We start from the raw sequence: 16,683 nt of genomic DNA on the forward strand, positions 1-16,683 counted from the left end.
TTCACGCTGGGCTGCGGGGGACCGGAGTTGGGGCAGCGAATGGACGTGGCGTCGGCGCGGCCGTTGCCCGGGCCGGACTCGACCGAGTCGTCCAAAGGAGTAGTCGATACCGCGCCGGTTGCGGCCGACACCGTGCTCTCCGGCTGGGCCACGATTGACAATCGTCCACCGCGGTGCGTTGTGGTAACGGCGTGATGTGTATGTCGCCGAGCTATCAGGATCAACCCGCTGTGGATTGGTTAAAGGATACATTATCTTGAGCTGTTGGTTCATCTGGACTTGTGACCGGCGCTTTTCCCCCAACGCTGAGCTGCAGAGGTGCCGCTTGGGTGGATCCGGGACAGAATGCCGCGCGGTCGATGGTGGTAATCGTCGAGGGTCAACCCCGCCAGAGGTGAGGGCGACCCGGCGAAAAGCTCGAGGTCCTGTGGAGTTCCATAGCCCGCAGGGAATACCGTGTCGAACCCGTGGCCGGGCAACTCGACGGGCAGGGCGCGATGCCCGCCCAGCACGATCTCTCTGACCACCGGGTTCCACAGAAACGATGTAGCCCCTGAGCCAGTTACCAGCACGAAAGTCGCGTCGTTCTCTGCCATGACAACATATCTTGCCCCTACTGCTTCACTCGACCCAAGTGACGCTGGTACATATCAATGTTTGACGACACGTCACCGTGACTAGAGAAGAGAATCACCAGGAAGCGTTGGCACGCTACCATTCGGCGATAAGGCACCTAACCCGCGTGGCAGCCGAACTCGTGTCGTCGAGCGTGTCGCGCGGCAAGCACAAAGGCGCCTACGCGGTCGAAGTCCGGCTTGACGGCGAGCGAGTCGGTGAGCTCACCGCAGCGATGAGCTCCCGGTACAAGAACCTCGTCGTCGCAGCGCAAGAAAATGGAAACCACGCAATTTGCGAGGCAGAGATAACCCACGGTGAGCGTGGATTCCAGATCGACCTCCGCCTTCCAAAAACGGACTAAGCGTGTCCGAAACGGCCGGTGCGGCAAACGGGTGATTCCGACTTGCGTTCGCGAGTTTTGGCCCCCATCGACCGGGCAGTTGTGGAGACTGGTTCGGTCATTATTGCGGTCCTGCGGTAACCGGGCAGGGGTTTGCTGCTGATGTGGTTGCCACGTACGAGGGAAGGGGTTCACCGCATGGTCAGGACCATCAATGGCGTCAAAGTGCCTGTCGGTGACGACAAACCGTCGGGTGGCCGCGGCGCGAAGACGCTCGTGGCAGCTGTTGTGGTGGTCTGTGTGGTCGCTGCCGGCGGTGTGGGTGTGAGTGGGGGCTTCGGTCTTGGCGCCGGTGGGACTGGCGCGGCGGGTGATGTGCTTGCTGGAAACTCCGCCGGCGATGTGACCGACGCACTGGCTGGTCGCGACCCTGCTACCCGCAAGGCGGAAGGCCGTAAGTCGGCACAGCACGGCAAGACTGGCGAAACGTGGTCGAAGTTGGGTCTGAAGGAACTTAGGAAGGCCGTACGCCAAGAAGTCAAGCAGTTCAGGTGTGAGGCTGCAGCCACCGGTGAGGTGCGGGATTTCCTGTTAAGGACGCCGTGCACCTCGTTGCGTCGGGTGATCTGGGCGCTCGGCGACGGCCACGGCAACGCCGTGGTGGTCTCCGTCGTGTGGGTAGGATTCCGCACTCGGGCACAGGCAGAAGACTTCGAGCGGGTCGAGCGGGTCCAGGGCTCCGGGGACATCGAACCGCTGGGTGCACCTCTGCTCGGGCTCTCTCACATCTCGTTCACCGGCCTTCACTATGGCTCGCACCGTGAACGCACCATTATGGCGGTCGCAGAAGCGGAAACCGCCACAGGGCATTTCGACAACGCCACACTTGACGCCATCGCCGAAGTCAGTGCCTGGTTACCGCACCCATAACGATGAACACCCTAGTCTTCCGCAGGTGCAGCGTGGGACCACCGCGACAAACCCACGAGGCCGTCACGCCTGCAGACGGATCAGTGTGGTTAGCGTGCATCTTCCTCCTCGGACACCGTGGGGGTTCAAGTCCCTGGGGACACGAATCACCGTCGCGATCGACGGTCCCGATGGCTGGAGGAGCTGCGTTTCCTTGGCGTACCTATGCCAGGCCCGGTGTGTTGGGATCATAGGGGAGGCATTCCCCGGTCCGGCCTCGCTTCGCTGCTATCGGAGCCGCATCGCTAGGCCGACGCCGGCGGTTCCTTGCCCCTAGGGGCGCGTTTCAATGGTGTGGCCAGCGGAGACGTGGAGGGGTGGGCGATGTCGGCGTGTTGTTGATCAAATAGTCGAGGTCTCCGGTATATCGATCATCGACCAAGACGATCGTGAACATCGGAGACCTCGTGGCCAGCGTAGCGGTGACGGGGGAGCCGATCTGACCGACGCGCAGTGGGCGGTGCTGGAGACGGTGCTGCCGGTTGGGCAGAAGCCGGGGCGCCCGCCGATGTGGACCAAACGACAACTTATCGGCGGAATCCGTTGGCGCCGCCTCAAACGCAACCGGGCCGTGGCAACTCGATACGACAAGCTGCCGGTTCGCTACGAATCCACGATCCAGATCGCCGCGATCAACGAGTGGCTACGCTTTTAAAACACCGCCTAGCAGTCTCGGCAAGGCTTGCGTCTTCATCGACCTGGTCCGGACTTCCGCTTCCCGCCCGGCGGCCATGCATCTTCGGCGGCCCTACAGAGCCTTCGCGTGCCTATCCCGCGCCATGTCGGCCTTCTGGTGGCTGACACTGGCCAACCCGCGTTTGGTCGGTTTCAGGCTTGTGGCGGATGCCCTCCGACGGCGCGGGATCTACTCTGAAATCTGTAACCTACCTGTTGCAATCGGTAACTGGAGGGCTGTGATCGCACCTGGGGAGTTCCGCACGTTGGTCGCGCTCCGCGCGAAGCAAGGCGAGTTCATGGCGATCAACGCCGTTGATGACATGGAACACGTCCGGACCCTTCAGTCGCTGCTCGAACTGGAGGCAGCGGGTATGGCGCCGGCGAAGCAGTTCGATGAGATCGAGGCAGCCGTGCGAAAGCTCTACAAACTTGGCCGCCACGTCATCGTCGATGCCTCCGACGTTGTTCATCTGGCTGGCTTCGGTGGTGGACCGGCAGGGGCGCTCGGCGAACTGGCCGACCGGCTTGCTTACCCGGTAGATCTCCTCGACCAGCAGGAGCCGATCCCGTTCATTCCCGTCATTCGGAGTGACACCACCGGCCACCAGGTCGCCATGGTTGGCCGCCTGTGTCACGAGTTGGGTCTCGGTGGCGCTCTCCGGGTCCGAACAGCGAAGGCGGACCGTGCAACCTTCGAAAGGATTCTCGAACAACTTCGGGTCGAGAGCCCCGATCTTGATCTCATCATCGATCTTCAGTATGTCCCGGACGTGACCATTCAGCTGACCGACCGTGTGGGCGCCACGATCGGGATTCTCGGCGAGTTCGGTCCGTTCCGGTCGATGAGTGTGTTGAGCGGCTCCGTCCCTCCTGCATTGACACAAACCTCGACATGGGAGCAGCCTCGGACCGAGGAGCGCCTATGGGAGTCGCTGGTCCGGGGCGGTGTTGTCGAGGTCCGCCTTGGCGACTATGGCGTGGTGCATCCTCTGTCGACGACCGCATATGCCAGCAAGCACGTCAGTATGACGTACACATGCCCAGATCACTGGCTGTACTCCAGAGAACGGATGGGTGACTCAGGCGATGAGGCACGTCAACCGCGCACCGAAAACCCTCGTGCAAGCACTCTTCGTATCGTCTGCCGCCACCTCGTCGAGTCCGACAGCTTCTCAGGTCCAGACTTTTCTTGGGGAGACCATGAGATTTCTGAAGCAGCCGACGGGCGAGGGACCGGCCTCGGCTCTACCAACAAGCCGGTCGCCTTCGCGACCTCACATCATCTTGCGTACCTCGCCACACGCACCGCGGCATAACATCCTGAGCTGCTTGAACCGCACTTGCTCGAACAACGGAAAGACCGTTGCGAGGAGACGTGTCGACCGGGTTTCTGGCCCGGCGTCCGTGGCCGGGCGGCCCGGAGACTGGAGAAGACCTTCCTGCCGTGGGTGCGTGGATCCCGAAGTCCGTTGTTCAGGCTGCCGGATCTGATCCGGTGCGAGAACGGCGGTGGTTGTGGACTCCGACGGCGGCCAGTCCGGCCACCGCGCACAACTGGAGCGCGATGAGGTAGTAGCTCGGCGACAACAGGTTTCCGGTGGACGAGATCAGCGCGGTGACGATGTAGGGGGCGAAGCCGCCGAAGGCTGCGTTGGCGATGGCGTAGACGATCGACAGATACGAGCTGCGGATGCTGTCGGGGGTGAGTTCGGAGAGCACGGTGGTGGTGGGCCCGGCGGTGAGGCCGAGGAAGACCGCGAAAAGTATGACCGCGGTGCCGATCTGAGCCGTGCCGCCGTGAATTATCAAGCGGTAGCACGGAATTGCGACAACGGCCAGTCCCACGGCGCCGGCGGTCATGACCTTCCAGCCTGCGATGCGGTCGGCAAGCCAGCCGCCGAAGACGATGAACACGGCATAGGCGCTCAACCCCACGAGGGAGGCGGTCAGCCCGGCCGACAGCGGCCTGTGCAGGACACCGCCGAAGAAGGCGGGAAGAAACTGCAGCGTCGCATATCCGCCCGCGGTCCAGGATACGAGCGCGGCAGTGCCCGCCAGGATCAGCCGCCACTGGCTTGCGAACACCTCCCGCAACGGCCGCTCCGACACCGTCCCCTGCTCCTGCATCCGGGTGAACGCGGGGGTCTCGTCGATACCGCGCCGAATGAACCACCCGACAGCGCCCAGCGGAAACGCGAGCAGAAACGGAATGCGCCATCCCGTCGAGTGCAGGAAATCCGTGGACATGCCTGAGGTCAGCGCGGAGCCCAGTCCCGCCGAGACGGCCAGTGCGGCAACGATGCTGGCGGGTTGGGCGGATCCGAACAGGCCTCGTTTGCCGGGAACCGAGTGCTCGAACAACAATGACGCCGCGCCTCCGAACTCTCCACCCGCGGACAGGCCCTGGATCAGGCGTAACGTGACGAGCGCGAGTGGAGCCAGCACGCCGACGGAGGCGTACGAGGGCAATAGCCCGATCAGGCTGGTCGCGCCCGCCATGGTCAAAATCACGACCGACAACACCCAGCGCCGTCCCCGGCGATCACCGAGGTTACCGAAGATCAGGGCACCGACCGGGCGCAGTACGAAGGCGGCGCCGAACACCGCAAGGGTGGCCAGCAGCCCGCTCAGGCCGGTGGACTCGGGAAAGAACACCGTGGCCAGGACGGGAGAGAAGTATCCGTAGATCGCGAAGTCGTACCACTCGACGAAGTTGCCGATGGCCGCCGCTGCGATGATCTTGACTTTCCCGGTCGACCGGGTGGTCGTGTCGGTGGCGTTCACGCGGTCTCCTTCGGCACCGACGACGATGTGCGGCGAGGTGTGGGCGATGACGGCATTGAGGCTTCTCCGGAGATTCGAGAGGTGAAGTGGAGCGAGTCATTGGTAATTCGATTTACCGGACCGTACATATGGCCTGAGTCACTGTCAACGCCGTGGTCGCACAACCACGCGCGTTCCGCGGGCGAGCGGGACTCGGCCGCGAGCGGTCTTCCCACCGCGCGCGGGGTGTCCGGATGTGCCGAGGCCGTAGAGTGAGGCGAACCACAGGCGGATTCATCAGGAGGTAGCGCGTGGCCGTCCCTTCGCGAGGATCGTCGACGGCTACCGCGGCCGACGTGGCCCGGCTGGCGGGCGTGTCGCCCGGTGTGGTGTCGAGGCTGCTCAACGGAGACGAAACGCTCCGGGTGCGAGACGAGACCAAAGAACGGGTGCGACGAGCCGCCATGCAGCTCGACTACACCCCCAACTTCGCCGCCCGGGCACTGCGGAAGGCGAAGGCCGGCGTGATCGGCCTGGCGGTGCATGATGCTAGCAACCCCATCTACAGCCAGATCATCGCCGGAGCCCAGGCGGAGGCCACCCGGGCGGGGTACGCCCTGATGTTGGCTGACGTGGACGCGCTCGCGACCGATCACGCACTGTTCCAGCGCGTGGTCGCCAGCGGAGCCATCGACGGCCTGCTGCTCCAGCGAGCGGGCACGCCCGCCGATGCCCTGGTGGCGAAGATCGCGGCCGAGCGGGTGCCGACCGTCCTGCTCAACGATCGCTCGCGCGGTCCGATCGGAAGCGTGGCGGTCGACGACTACGCCGCCGCTCGCCTCGGGGTTTCCCATCTCATCGACCTGGGCCACCGCGATATCGGCCTCCTGCAGGTTGACGGGCCCAGAAGCCGCACGAGCCAGCGGCGCAAAGGGTGGGCGGACGCCCTTGCGGCGGCAGCACTTCCCGCGCCGGCCGCACGTGTCGTCGGCGGCGGACACACCCCAGAGGCCGGGTATCGCGGCATGACCGCGTTGCTCACCTCGTCGGACCGGCCTACCGCGGTCTTCGTTGCGAACTCGCTGTCGGCGGTCGGCGCCCTCAGCGCCGCTAACGACCTCGGAGTCGGTATTCCCGCTGACCTGTCCGTCGTCGGACTGCACGACCTTCCCCTGGCCGACTTCCTGCACCCCAAACTGTCCGTGGTCCGGCTTCCCCTGTTTGAGATGGGGGTGCGTGCGGTCGCCCTGATGCTTGAACAACTCGACGACAAGCCGGCGCGACACGAGTCCATCGACGACCCAGGCCCGGTGCTGGTCGTGCGGGCGTCCAGCGCCGCGCCCGGCACCCGCTAGAGACTGTTTTGAAGTGGTTTGCGTGGCGGTGCGGGTAGTGGTCAATTCACCACGGCGGAGCTGTCCTCGCCAGGAACCACCTCAGAGCCCGCAGCGGTGCAAGCTGCGTGCCTCACTGCAAGCGGCTCCGCCGCTTTAAACACAACCTAGTCCGGATCAGCACCGCGCCACCCTTGACAATGCGGCACGTTTGGTAAATCGTATTACCAAGGTCGTTGCCGTCGGCGCGTCCGTCCGGCGGTGCGCGACATCCGACCCACCGAGGGTGCGGCTCCGCTCCCGGTCGATCCTTCGTGCCAATCCGCGAAATACGAGGAGGTTGTCCCATGAACGAGCCCCGCCCAACCGGCGTCAGGCCGGGCGAGCACGGTGGCACGTCCGTGCGGACCGGGACGCGGCTGCGCGGAATCACCTGGGACCACCCCCGCGGAATCGCCGCCCTGTCCGCGTGCGCCGCACAGTTCCATCGTGAGACCGGTATCGCGGTGGAGTGGACAGCGCGGCCGCTGCACGTATTCGAGGACGCGCCGATCGCCGAACCGGCGCGCGAGTACGATCTGGTGGCCCTCGACCACCCCTTCGTCGGGGACGCGGTCGCCGGTGGCGTACTGGCACCGCTCGACGCCTACTGGGACCCTGTCGACATCGCCGACCGGAAAGGCGATTCCGCCGGGCCCAGCCACGCGAGCTATCACTGGAAGAGCCGGCTGTGGGGCGGCGCGGTCGATGCCGCCTGCATGGTGAGCGCATACCAGGACGGACGCGTCGACCCGGTCGAGGTCCCCAGGCGATGGGGCGCTGTCGAGCAGTTCGCCCTCCGCTACGGACGCGAGGCGGTATTGCTCGCCGCCAATCCGACCCACCTGTGGTGCACGCTGCTGTCGTTGTGCGAAGCCGTCGCCGCAGCCGCTCCCGATCGTTCGCAAAAGCGCCAGGCCGATGGCCGGCCGGATTGGTGGCGCGACACCGGGATCGATCCCGAAGTGCTCGCGGCGGCACTGGAACTTGCCGCGGCGCTGCTGCGGCACTGTGCCCCGGAATCGCTGGCCAGTGACCCGATCACCGTGCTCGAGCGTCTGGCGGATCGCGCCGACACCGCAATCTACAGCCCATTGGTGTTCGGGTACATCACGTATTCGCGCTCACGCGGGCGCGCCGCGGTCGTGCGGTTCACCGACGCACCCACGGTCCACGGCCTTGACGCAACGGTCGGAACCCTGGCCGGTGGGGTCGGCCTTTCGGTTTCGGCGGAGTCGGAATTCCCCGGCGACGCGGCCGAATTCGTTCGCTATGCGACCTCGGCGCCGGTGCAGCGGGGCCGTTACAGCACGGCGGGCGGACAGGCCGGGCGCCGTTCGGTGTGGACCGACGACAGGATCAACGAACAGGTTGCGGACTTCTACCGCGGAACCGTGGCCACTATGGATCGCGCTTTCCTGCGCCCGCGCCTGCCAGGGTATCCGGCCTACCAGCGGGCCGCCTCCCACACACTGCACACCGCGCTGACGAACGGAACTCCCACCGGTGACATCGTGTCCAGCCTGAACCGCCTGTGGCGCAACCATGTCCGCGTCTGAGAGCTGGTTCCTGAACCGCCAGGTTCCTGGTCAAGGTGAGTCCTCGAACCCGCCGTCCGGAGGTACCCGATCTTGGGGGCAGGGCTCCGGCCAGGAAGAACGCGAGCAACGCACCCAGGAGAGCGCTGGCCACGAGATCGGCGAAGAACCGCAGCGCGAAGCGCTTCCGTTGAGGGTGGCGGTGGGTGACGGGTGGGCGGGTTATGAAACAAGCACTGACACCGTGGCGAGGCGCCGTGCCGCCACTGTGGCCGAGCAGTTCGCGGCAATCGAACATGCCCGGGGCGACCACCCTGCTCTGCGTTCGGCCGACGTGGCAGATGGCCACTGGCTGACCTTCGCCGAAGTCGCCGAGCTCGCCCGTGCCGCCACCGCCCTGTTGGCCGAACACGCGGCCGCGTTCGGAGACCGGATCGTGCTCGCCCTGCCCAACAGCGTGATCCTGCGCATCCTGGAACGTGGCGTGCTCGGCGCCGGTATGGTCCGGGTGGCGCTGTCACCGCGACTGCATGCCCGCGAGATCGCGGCCATCGCGGTCGACTGCGACGCCCGAATCGTCTGCTGCACAGCGGAAAGCCGTGACGCCGTCGCCGAAGCGCTCGCCGAGGCGGGATCGGCGGCGACACTGATCGTCGCCGGGGATCAGCCCGCCACCGGGACGATGTCGCCCGCGTCTCTACGGGCATCTTCGCCGGCGTCGGCGATCTCGCAGCGTGCCCCGCTGCCCGGCGACATCGCGATGCTGATGTACAGCTCCGGCACCACCGGCAGACCCAAGGCGGCAGTGGTCACCCATCGTACCTGGGTGGCGCAGACGAACCGCGCGCTCGAGTACCTGCCGCCGCTGGGTTCGGACGATGTGGTCCTGGCGGTCGCGCCGATGACGCACTTCGGCGGTTCCATCGGGCTTGACGGCGCGGTATGCGGTGCGGCCACCCTGACAATGGCGCGGTTCGAGCCCCACACCGTGCTCGAGGCGATCCGCGAGTTCGGCGTGACGGTGCTGCCACTGGTGCCGATCATGCTCGAACGCCTCGCCCGCGCCGCAGTCGAATCCGGCACCTCGACGACCGGGCTTCGTGTCGTCCCCTATGGCGGCTCGCCGATCGGCCGGGAGGCACTGGCCTTGGCGCACAGCGTCTTTCCCGGTTCGCTCGTCCAGTTCTACGGGCTCGCCGAGGCGCTGGCTCCGCTGACTGTCCTGACACCTCGTGATCATTCGTCCGCGGCCGACCGGTTGGGGTCCGCCGGACGGGTCTGCCGGGGCGTCGAACTCCGCGTCGCCGACGACGACGAGCTGATCGTCCGAGCCGACACCGTGATGCCCGGATACTGGAACCGGCCCGAGTTGACCTCCGCGGTGCTGTCCGAGGGCTGGTTCCGCACCGGTGACCGTGGCCGGATCGACCAGGACGGGTACGTCCACCTGCTCGGGCGCAGCACCGACACCATCATCACTGGCGGTTTCAACGTGCATCCCGCCGAGGTGGAGCGCGTGCTCGCGGAACTGGGAGAGATCCGCGAGGTTGCCGTTGTCGGGTTGTCGCATCCTGTGTGGGGTGAGGGCGTCACCGCCGCCGTGGTGCTCGAACCCGCCGCGGGTGCGCTGTCGTCCCAGGAGTTGCTCGGCCGCATCACCGCGGCATGTGCACAGCAGATCGCCGGCTACAAGAAGCCGGTTGCAGTGCACATTGTCGCCGCACTGCCTCGCAATCCCGCGGGCAAGATCGACCGCGCCGCGCTGCGAGATCTGCTGTCGCACCGAGAAAAGGACTGATATGCAAGCACTCGACTCCATCCGCGTGCTCGACTTCACCCAGATGATGCTGGGCCCGTTCGCCACCCAGCTACTCGCCGACCTTGGCGCCGACGTCATCAAGGTCGAGCGGCCGGCGGGCGAATGGGAACGTGACCTGGCGATGATGGGCGACTACGTCGCCGGGCAATCGGCCGCCTTCCTGGCCATGAATCGCAACAAGCGCTCGATCGCAGTCGACCTCAAGGACCCCCGCGCCACGTCGGCCCTGCTCGATCTCGCGCGTACCTGCGATGTCGTCGTCGAAAATTTCCGGCCGGGCGTGATGGACCGGCTCGGCTTGGGCTACAACGACTTCAAGGCCGTCAAGAACGACATCATCTACTGCTCCGGATCAGGCTGGGGTCGGGACACGGCATTGGCCGAAGCCGGCCGGCCTGGACAGGACCTGCTCATTCAGGCGATGTCAGGGCTTGCCGCCTCGACCGGCCGGCGCGGCGACCCGCCCACTCCCGCCGGCACCGCGATCGTCGATCACGCCACCGCCCTGACGTTGGCCACCGGGATCCTCGCCGCCCTCGTCGCCAGGAACACCCACGGAGTGGGCCAGCGCGTGGAGGTCGATCTGTATTCGGTCGCCATCGCCATGCAATGCCAGGAAATCTCGGCAATGGTCAACCAGCACACCGACTATCACCGATCGGAGTCCGGGATCGGCCAGTCCTGGCTGTCCGCCCCGTTCGGGATATACGAAACGAGCGACGGCTGGATCGCCATCGCCATGGCGCCTCTCGACGTCGTCGCCGCCGCGGTGGAACGACCCGAGCTCGCCACATTCGACGCGTGGACCGAACGCGACCCGGTCAAGCGGGCTCTCGAAGCGGTCACCCGGACGAATACCACCCAGCACTGGCTCGATGCTCTGCTGCCCAACGGAATCTGGGCCGCCCAAGTCCGCAGCACCAAGGACGCCGTCGACGAACTGCGCCTCACGAACTCCGGCCTGCTCGTCACCGTGGACGGGCCGGACGGCGCACCGATCGAACTCATCGGATGCCCCATCACGTTCAGCGCCACCCCGTGGCGGCAGCGCCTTGCGCCACCGCGGGTCGGCGAGCACACCGCGGCCATCCTGGGCGACGCATTCGGTGATCGGGTATCGAGCGAATCAACCGACCACGCCCACTGACCGGAGCGAGCAGGAAATCCCATGTCGTCGAACAACAAGCCCAAATATCCGCACCCGAATCTGGCGCTCGAAGACCATGCCATCGGTGACAACGCCGTCGTACGGGTCCTGCGCATCGACCGGGAAGACAAGCTGGGCGCGCTCTCTCGTGAACTGGTCGTCGCGCTCGGCACGCAGATCGCTCGAATCCGGCGCGCTCCCGAGATCCGGGCGGTGATCGTGACCGGGACCGGTCGCGGCTTCATCGCCGGTGCCGACGTGGGTGAGTACTTCCAGGTCTCCACGCAAGAGTTCACCGAGTACCAGCTCACTTCTCGCCAGGTGTTCGAGTCGCTGGAAGCGCTGCCGCAACCCACCATCGCCGCGGTCAACGGCTACGCGTTCGGCGGCGGCTTCGAGGTGGCGCTGTGCTGCGACTTCATCATCGCCTCCGAGCGCGCCCGCTTCGCCCTACCCGAGATAAAACTCGGCCTGATACCCGGTGGCGGTGGGACCCAACGCCTAGCGCACGCCGCGGGTGTCCGGTTCACCAAGGAAATCGTCATGACCGGCCGCACCATCCGCCCCGACGAGGCGCTGCGCCGGGATTTGCTCATCGATATCACCGAGACGGAGCAGTTGATGCCTCGCGCACTTGACTTCGCCAGCACCCTCGCCGCCAACGCTCCGCTCGCGGTCCGAGAGGCCAAGACGGTCATCGACGACGGCATCGCGGGGGACCGGCGGGCCGCGTTGGCCGCCGAGCAACGTGCCCTCGGTCGCCTGTTCGAAAGCGCCGACGGACGTGAGGGCATCGACGCGTTCGTCCACAAGCGTCAGGCGCGCTTCACCGGCGCCTGACGCTTGTGGACGAACGCGATCCCGGGCTTGACCGTCCAGCGATCTCGATCGACAACCGCAGGCTGTCAGCGGACGACCCATTCCGGAAGGACGGCATGAACTCCCCTTCACCCGACCTGACCGACCGGCAGGAGAAAACCATCGCCGCCCTCGCCGCGGCCACGGTCGTTCCCGTGCTCCGCGCCGACAACATCGGATCGGCCATCGCCCTGGTCAACCGACTCGTGCGGGCAGGCGCAAAGGCTGTCGAGCTCACAACCACCATCCCCGGCTGGACCGAGGTCCTCGCCGCCGCGACCGAACTGCGCGACAGGACGAGCGACCGCGTGCTTATTGGCATGGGTACCGTCCTGAACGCCACCGATGCCGACCGCGCGCTCGAGCTGGACGCCGACTTTCTGGTCAGTCCCTTTCCCGCGCCCACTGTGCGGGGCCCGGCCGATGACGCCGACGTGCTGTTCGTCGAAGGGGGAAGCACCCCCGCCGAGGTGGCCGCCGCGGCCAAGCGGGGCATGGCGAAACTGTTTCCCGCTCATCTCGGCGGCCCGGCCTACCTGACGACACTGCTGTCCGTGCTGCCGGGTGCGCGCATCATCCCGACCGGGGGCATCAATGTGGGGGACGTCGGCTCATGGCTGCGAGCCGGCGCACTCGCGGTCGGTGTCGGCCGCGATCTCTACAACGCCGAGGACATCACCGTCGCCCTCGCCCAGGCCACCAGGAGCGGCACCCGATGAACAGCCGCCCACTCGTGGTCACCATCGGCGAATGCATGCTCGAACTCGTCCGGCGTGACGACGGACTGCTGCGCCCCGGCTACGCAGGTGACACCTTCAACACCGCCGTCTACCTCAAACGCGGCGCGCCCAAGGCCCAGGTCGCCTTCGCCTCCGCCATCGGCGGTGATGACCTCTCCGATGGCCTCGCCCGTGCGGCGGCCGACGAAGCGCTCCGCACCGACCTGCTTTGGCGACACCCCACCCGCACGATCGGTCTCTACCTCGTCCACACGGACTCCCACGGCGAACGCAGCTTCACCTATTACCGGGACCGTTCCGCCGCCCGCGACTGCTTCACCGCGGCCTACCCGCGGCACATCGACGACGCCATCGCCTCGGCCGACCTCGCCTACCTGTCCGGCATCACCCTGTCCACCCTCACCGCCGACGCACGAACCCGCCTGCTCAACGCACTCCGCCGCACTCGCGACAGCCACGGCCACATCGCGTTCGACCTCAACTATCGCCCCCGAGGCTGGGACAATCCAGCAGCCGCCCGAAATGCCGTGGCAAGTGTCCTGCCCTGGGTCACGATCGCGCTCACCAGCGCCGAAGACGAACTCGCGCTCTGGGGCGACACCGTTGACGAGACCATCGACCGCTATCGCCGGACAGGTGCCGAGGAGGTGGTGGTCAAGCACGGCCCTGGCGACACCGTCCTCGCGACCGCGGACCAGGTCCGGCGGTTCCCGGTCCGCCGCGTAGGGCAGCCTTTGGACACCACTGGCGCCGGGGACTCCTTCAACGGCGCCTACCTCGCCGCCCGGCTCAACGGCGAACCACCCGACAAGGCCGTCCACACCGCGGCTCGGTGCGCCGCAGAGGTAATCATGGTGCCGGGCGCCATCGTCCCGAGGCCCCACACCGCCACGGCGTAATGCGCTGTCCCGCCCCACGAACGTCACCGCGACTTATTGGTCGGTTTCGGAAGTTCTTCGTGGGTGGTTTTGATCGGTCAGAAGGAGTTGTCCAGGTAGAGACGGCAGGTGCAGTCCAGCGCTTCTGGAAAGCCCCTGGCCGGTGAGGACACCGGCCAGGGGTCTACTTCAGATGTTCAGGCGGTGTCAGCCGTCGGACTCCGAGGACGGGATGTAGGCACCCGGCACTTCGGCCGGCGCGTAGACCTTGTCCTCACCCGGGTAGGGCTGCGTCCACCCATGCGTTTGGTACCACGTGAGGTGGTTCATCTGCGCGGGGTTGGCGAAGTCCGGCACGGCGTCCGGACCGGTCAGGCGCTGCCGTGACTGCCAGTCCGCCCACTGAGCCGCCAGTTGCTGCTTGTCCGCCGGCACCGTCGCGGACGGCGCGGGCGCGGCGTTGATGTTCTGCGGCGCGGGGGTGTCCACACCACAGGCGGGCGGGGTCTTCAGACCGTCGGTCAGCGACGTCCGGTTGGGCACCGCGTTGAACGGCGTGAAGTCCGGCTTGTCGGTGAACGCGGCTGCCATCGGGGTGGCCGCGCTGTCTTTCTGGTTCATCGGGCGAATCCCGAGGATCTGCTCGATGGTCCGGATCATCGTGATCTGCGAGTAGTAGTGGCTGTCGACGGTGCCGTGCTGGGCCCAGGGGCTGATGATCTGGATCGGGGCACGGTGGCCGTCGATGTGGTCCAGGCCGGCCTGGGAGTCATCCTCGACGATGAAGATCGCCGAGTTCTTCCAGTAGGGGCTGTGCGAGATCTCGTCCACGATCTTGCCGGTGGCGAGGTCGTTGTCCGCGACCTGAGCGGCCGGGCTCGCCGGACCACCGGTGTGGTCGCTGGAGAGCCAGAACATGTTCAGGTTCGCCGGCCCGTTCTTCTCGAAGTCCTGCTTCCAGATCTCGTACCGGTAGATGTCCGGGATGCTGGTGTCGAACTTCGGGAAGCCAGGCACCGACACGTCGTTTAGCGACGGGATCGGCGAGGACGAGACCAGGGGGTAGGCGGTGTTCTGCCCGGTGGCCGCCATGTTCTTGCTGTCGCAGTACAGGTTCTGCCAGCTCGCGTCCGACGGCTTGGTCAGGAACTGCTGGAACTCACCGAAGTTCCGCACGGTCTTCCCCGCCGCCTGCGCACCGGTCCAGATGAAGCCGGTCCGCTGATGGCCGAGAGCGTCGTCCTCGGTGTCGTAGCTGCGCAGGTACTCACCGGCCGAGGATTCGGTGTACTCCGGGTTGTCGGCCTGCATCAGCCAGTTGTGGCCCTCGGCCGAGTTCGTGCCGACGTCGTACGTGTTGTCGTACAACCCAAACTGCTGGGCCAACGCGTGCTGGTTCGGCGTCACGTTCTCGCCGAACTGCGCCAGCGACGGGTCGCCGTTGCCCTGCGGCAGGTCACCAAAGACCTGGTCGTAGGTCCGGTTCTCCTTGACGATCAGGAAGACGTGCTCGATCGTCGAAGGGTCGCCGAGCTTCTTCGGGACCGGCACCGGCTTCTTGTTGCCATTGCTCGTGGCCAGCTGGACGGAGTTGTTGGTCCACCCGTTCTGCTGGAAGACCTTGTCGGTCTGCTGCCGGATGGTCTTGTCGTCCGGCAGCTTGAAGTGCGTCAGGCTCGACGTCGTGTCGTGGGTCCCGTACCCGCCCTTGGTGGTGGGACGGCGTGCGTCGATACCACGGGTGTTGGACACGACCACCTCGTCGCCGACGGTGGTGATCTCCGCGGGGAAGTAGTCCGTCGGAAGCAGGCCGACGTAGCTGACCGGCTCCAACGGGTTCGTGTACCGGTAGACGGCGACCGCGTTGGCGCGGCCGAGCGTCACCAGCAGGTGGCCGTCATCGGTAAGGGTCACCGCGTCGGGCTCGTAGCCCACCGAGGCCTCCGGCCACGGCTGAGTGGCAATGGTCTGTACCACCTTGCCGTTGGCGGTGTCGATGACCGACACGTCGTTGGTGGCGGTGTTGGTGACGAACACCGCGCCGTTCTTGGCGTACACGGCGGTCGGGTGCAGACCGACGTCGATGCTCCCGACTGGAGCGGCCGGGTTCGCCAGGTCGACGACGCTGACCGTGCCGGTGGTGGTGGCGCCGGTCACCGGGTTGGCCGGCACCTGGGTGTTGTACGAGTTCATCGTGGTGTCGCCCGGCTGCGCCGGACGCCCGCCCTCGTTGCTCACGTAGAGCTTGTTGCCGACCGCGACCATGCTACGTGGGGCGTTGCCCACGGCCCAGCTCTGCTTGATGGCGCCGGTCGCCGTGTCGATGGCGACCACGCGGTTCTGGCCGTTCACGGCGGAGTACACGGTCGAGCCGTCGGCCGAGAACACCGGCTGAGCCACCAGCGCGTGTTTGGGCCCGTCGGCCGGGATCGAGATGAACGTCGGGTTGGCGACGGTGCCGTCCGGGTTCACGGTGAACTTGGTATACCCGTCGGTCTGCCCCAGCCACAGCTGCTTACCGTCGGGTGAGTACGTGGGGCCCTCCTGACCCACGTCGTTGCCCTTGATGCGCAGGTTCGCCGACGCGGAGTTGCCGACGAGTTGCTGAACCTTCCAGTTCTTGATGTCCACAATGGACATCGCCATGCCACCGTCGGTGATCGAGGCCGCGAGGTGGGTGCCGTCCGGGCTGACCGCCGACGACATGATCTTGCCGTTGTCGATGACGAGTCGGTCGCCGTACGGGGCGATGTACTGGTCGCCGGAGACGACTTGGCCCTTGTCGGTGATCTGGCCGACCTGGTCGGTGCCGAACTGTTGCGTCGAGGCGTAACCGATACCGGTGCCCGCGGCAGCCATGACGACAGCGGTGGTGCCTGCCGTTACCAGGGGAATCCGATGACGGATGGTTCTACGGAGAAGACCGCCTGTCTCGACACGCCTACGGCGTGTTACCTGCATT

General features: G+C 66.2%; 14 protein-coding genes. 11 read left to right on the top strand and 3 right to left on the bottom strand.

The features are described 5' to 3' along the window. Window positions 1-269: 269 nt before the first annotated feature. Window positions 270-596, bottom strand: coding sequence for a hypothetical protein (locus A3CU_RS51310; protein ID WP_245617296.1), 327 nt, complete (start codon window positions 594-596; stop codon window positions 270-272). Window positions 597-742: 146 nt separating this feature from the next. Between A3CU_RS51310 and A3CU_RS0123985 the strand changes: the two genes are divergently transcribed. The 4 genes from A3CU_RS0123985 (at window position 743) to A3CU_RS0124000 (ending at window position 3,921) form a co-directional block, all read left to right on the top strand. Beyond that, window positions 743-979: a hypothetical protein gene (locus A3CU_RS0123985; RefSeq protein WP_027944456.1), complete on the top strand. Its 237-nt coding sequence runs from the start codon at window positions 743-745 to the stop codon at window positions 977-979. A 177-nt stretch (window positions 980-1,156) separates the two neighbouring features. Beyond that, window positions 1,157-1,888, top strand: coding sequence for a hypothetical protein (locus A3CU_RS46325; protein WP_027944457.1), 732 nt, complete (start codon window positions 1,157-1,159; stop codon window positions 1,886-1,888). Window positions 1,889-2,387: 499 nt separating this feature from the next. Next, window positions 2,388-2,582, top strand: a complete 195-nt coding sequence (locus A3CU_RS54025) for a hypothetical protein (RefSeq protein ID WP_043842339.1) — start codon at window positions 2,388-2,390, stop codon at window positions 2,580-2,582. A 124-nt stretch (window positions 2,583-2,706) separates the two neighbouring features. After that, entirely contained in the window at window positions 2,707-3,921 is a 1,215-nt protein-coding gene (locus A3CU_RS0124000) for a beta family protein (protein ID WP_281174141.1), read from the top strand. A gap of 157 nt (window positions 3,922-4,078) precedes the next feature. Here A3CU_RS0124000 and A3CU_RS46335 read toward each other — a convergent pair whose 3' ends face one another. Further along, a complete protein-coding gene (locus A3CU_RS46335) occupies window positions 4,079-5,389 on the bottom strand; it encodes an MFS transporter (protein WP_052372063.1) in 1,311 nt (436 codons plus the stop codon). A 290-nt stretch (window positions 5,390-5,679) separates the two neighbouring features. On the opposite strand from A3CU_RS46335, the gene A3CU_RS0124010 reads away from it, so the two are divergent. From A3CU_RS0124010 to A3CU_RS0124040, 7 genes are all read left to right on the top strand, one after another. Beyond that, window positions 5,680-6,723, top strand: coding sequence for a LacI family DNA-binding transcriptional regulator (locus tag A3CU_RS0124010; protein ID WP_063628881.1), 1,044 nt, complete (start codon window positions 5,680-5,682; stop codon window positions 6,721-6,723). A gap of 326 nt (window positions 6,724-7,049) precedes the next feature. After that, window positions 7,050-8,300: a type 2 periplasmic-binding domain-containing protein gene (locus A3CU_RS0124015; RefSeq protein WP_027944461.1), complete on the top strand. Its 1,251-nt coding sequence runs from the start codon at window positions 7,050-7,052 to the stop codon at window positions 8,298-8,300. A gap of 223 nt (window positions 8,301-8,523) precedes the next feature. Continuing rightward, window positions 8,524-10,077 carry a class I adenylate-forming enzyme family protein gene (locus tag A3CU_RS0124020; protein ID WP_169739682.1) on the top strand — a complete coding sequence of 518 codons (1,554 nt, stop codon included), beginning with the start codon at window positions 8,524-8,526 and terminating at the stop codon, window positions 10,075-10,077. 1 nt (window position 10,078) lies between these two features. Beyond that, entirely contained in the window at window positions 10,079-11,245 is a 1,167-nt protein-coding gene (locus A3CU_RS46340; RefSeq protein WP_052372064.1) for a CaiB/BaiF CoA transferase family protein, read from the top strand. Window positions 11,246-11,266: 21 nt separating this feature from the next. Then, entirely contained in the window at window positions 11,267-12,085 is an 819-nt protein-coding gene (locus tag A3CU_RS0124030) for an enoyl-CoA hydratase/isomerase family protein (protein ID WP_084143657.1), read from the top strand. A 95-nt stretch (window positions 12,086-12,180) separates the two neighbouring features. Further along, window positions 12,181-12,822, top strand: a complete 642-nt coding sequence (locus A3CU_RS0124035; RefSeq protein ID WP_084143677.1) for a bifunctional 4-hydroxy-2-oxoglutarate aldolase/2-dehydro-3-deoxy-phosphogluconate aldolase — start codon at window positions 12,181-12,183, stop codon at window positions 12,820-12,822. Further along, window positions 12,819-13,742: a sugar kinase gene (locus tag A3CU_RS0124040; protein ID WP_027944465.1), complete on the top strand. Its 924-nt coding sequence runs from the start codon at window positions 12,819-12,821 to the stop codon at window positions 13,740-13,742. The genes A3CU_RS0124035 and A3CU_RS0124040 overlap by 4 nt, the downstream gene beginning before the upstream one ends. Before the next feature lie 186 nt (window positions 13,743-13,928). On the opposite strand, the gene A3CU_RS0124045 is transcribed toward A3CU_RS0124040, so the two are convergent. Further along, window positions 13,929-16,682, bottom strand: a complete 2,754-nt coding sequence (locus tag A3CU_RS0124045; protein WP_027944466.1) for a bifunctional YncE/alkaline phosphatase family protein — start codon at window positions 16,680-16,682, stop codon at window positions 13,929-13,931. Window position 16,683 lies beyond the last annotated feature (1 nt).

Source organism: Amycolatopsis taiwanensis DSM 45107, assembly GCF_000519205.1.
Classification (GTDB): Bacteria; Actinomycetota; Actinomycetes; order Mycobacteriales; family Pseudonocardiaceae; genus Amycolatopsis_E; species Amycolatopsis_E taiwanensis.

Bases quoted from the DNA above. Each gene is read 5' to 3' on its own strand.
- A3CU_RS46340 (WP_052372064.1), top strand. From the start codon at position 10,079: ATGCAAGCACTCGACTCCATCCGCGTGCTCGACTTCACCCAGATGATG.
- A3CU_RS0124035 (WP_084143677.1), top strand. From the start codon at position 12,181: ATGAACTCCCCTTCACCCGACCTGACCGACCGGCAGGAGAAAACCATC.
- A3CU_RS46325 (WP_027944457.1), top strand. From the start codon at position 1,157: ATGGTCAGGACCATCAATGGCGTCAAAGTGCCTGTCGGTGACGACAAA.
- A3CU_RS0124000 (WP_281174141.1), top strand. From the start codon at position 2,707: ATGTCGGCCTTCTGGTGGCTGACACTGGCCAACCCGCGTTTGGTCGGT.
- A3CU_RS0124030 (WP_084143657.1), top strand. From the start codon at position 11,267: ATGTCGTCGAACAACAAGCCCAAATATCCGCACCCGAATCTGGCGCTC.
- A3CU_RS51310 (WP_245617296.1), bottom strand. From the start codon at position 596: ATGGCAGAGAACGACGCGACTTTCGTGCTGGTAACTGGCTCAGGGGCT.
- A3CU_RS0124040 (WP_027944465.1), top strand. From the start codon at position 12,819: ATGAACAGCCGCCCACTCGTGGTCACCATCGGCGAATGCATGCTCGAA.
- A3CU_RS0124015 (WP_027944461.1), top strand. From the start codon at position 7,050: ATGAACGAGCCCCGCCCAACCGGCGTCAGGCCGGGCGAGCACGGTGGC.
- A3CU_RS0124045 (WP_027944466.1), bottom strand. From the start codon at position 16,682: ATGCAGGTAACACGCCGTAGGCGTGTCGAGACAGGCGGTCTTCTCCGT.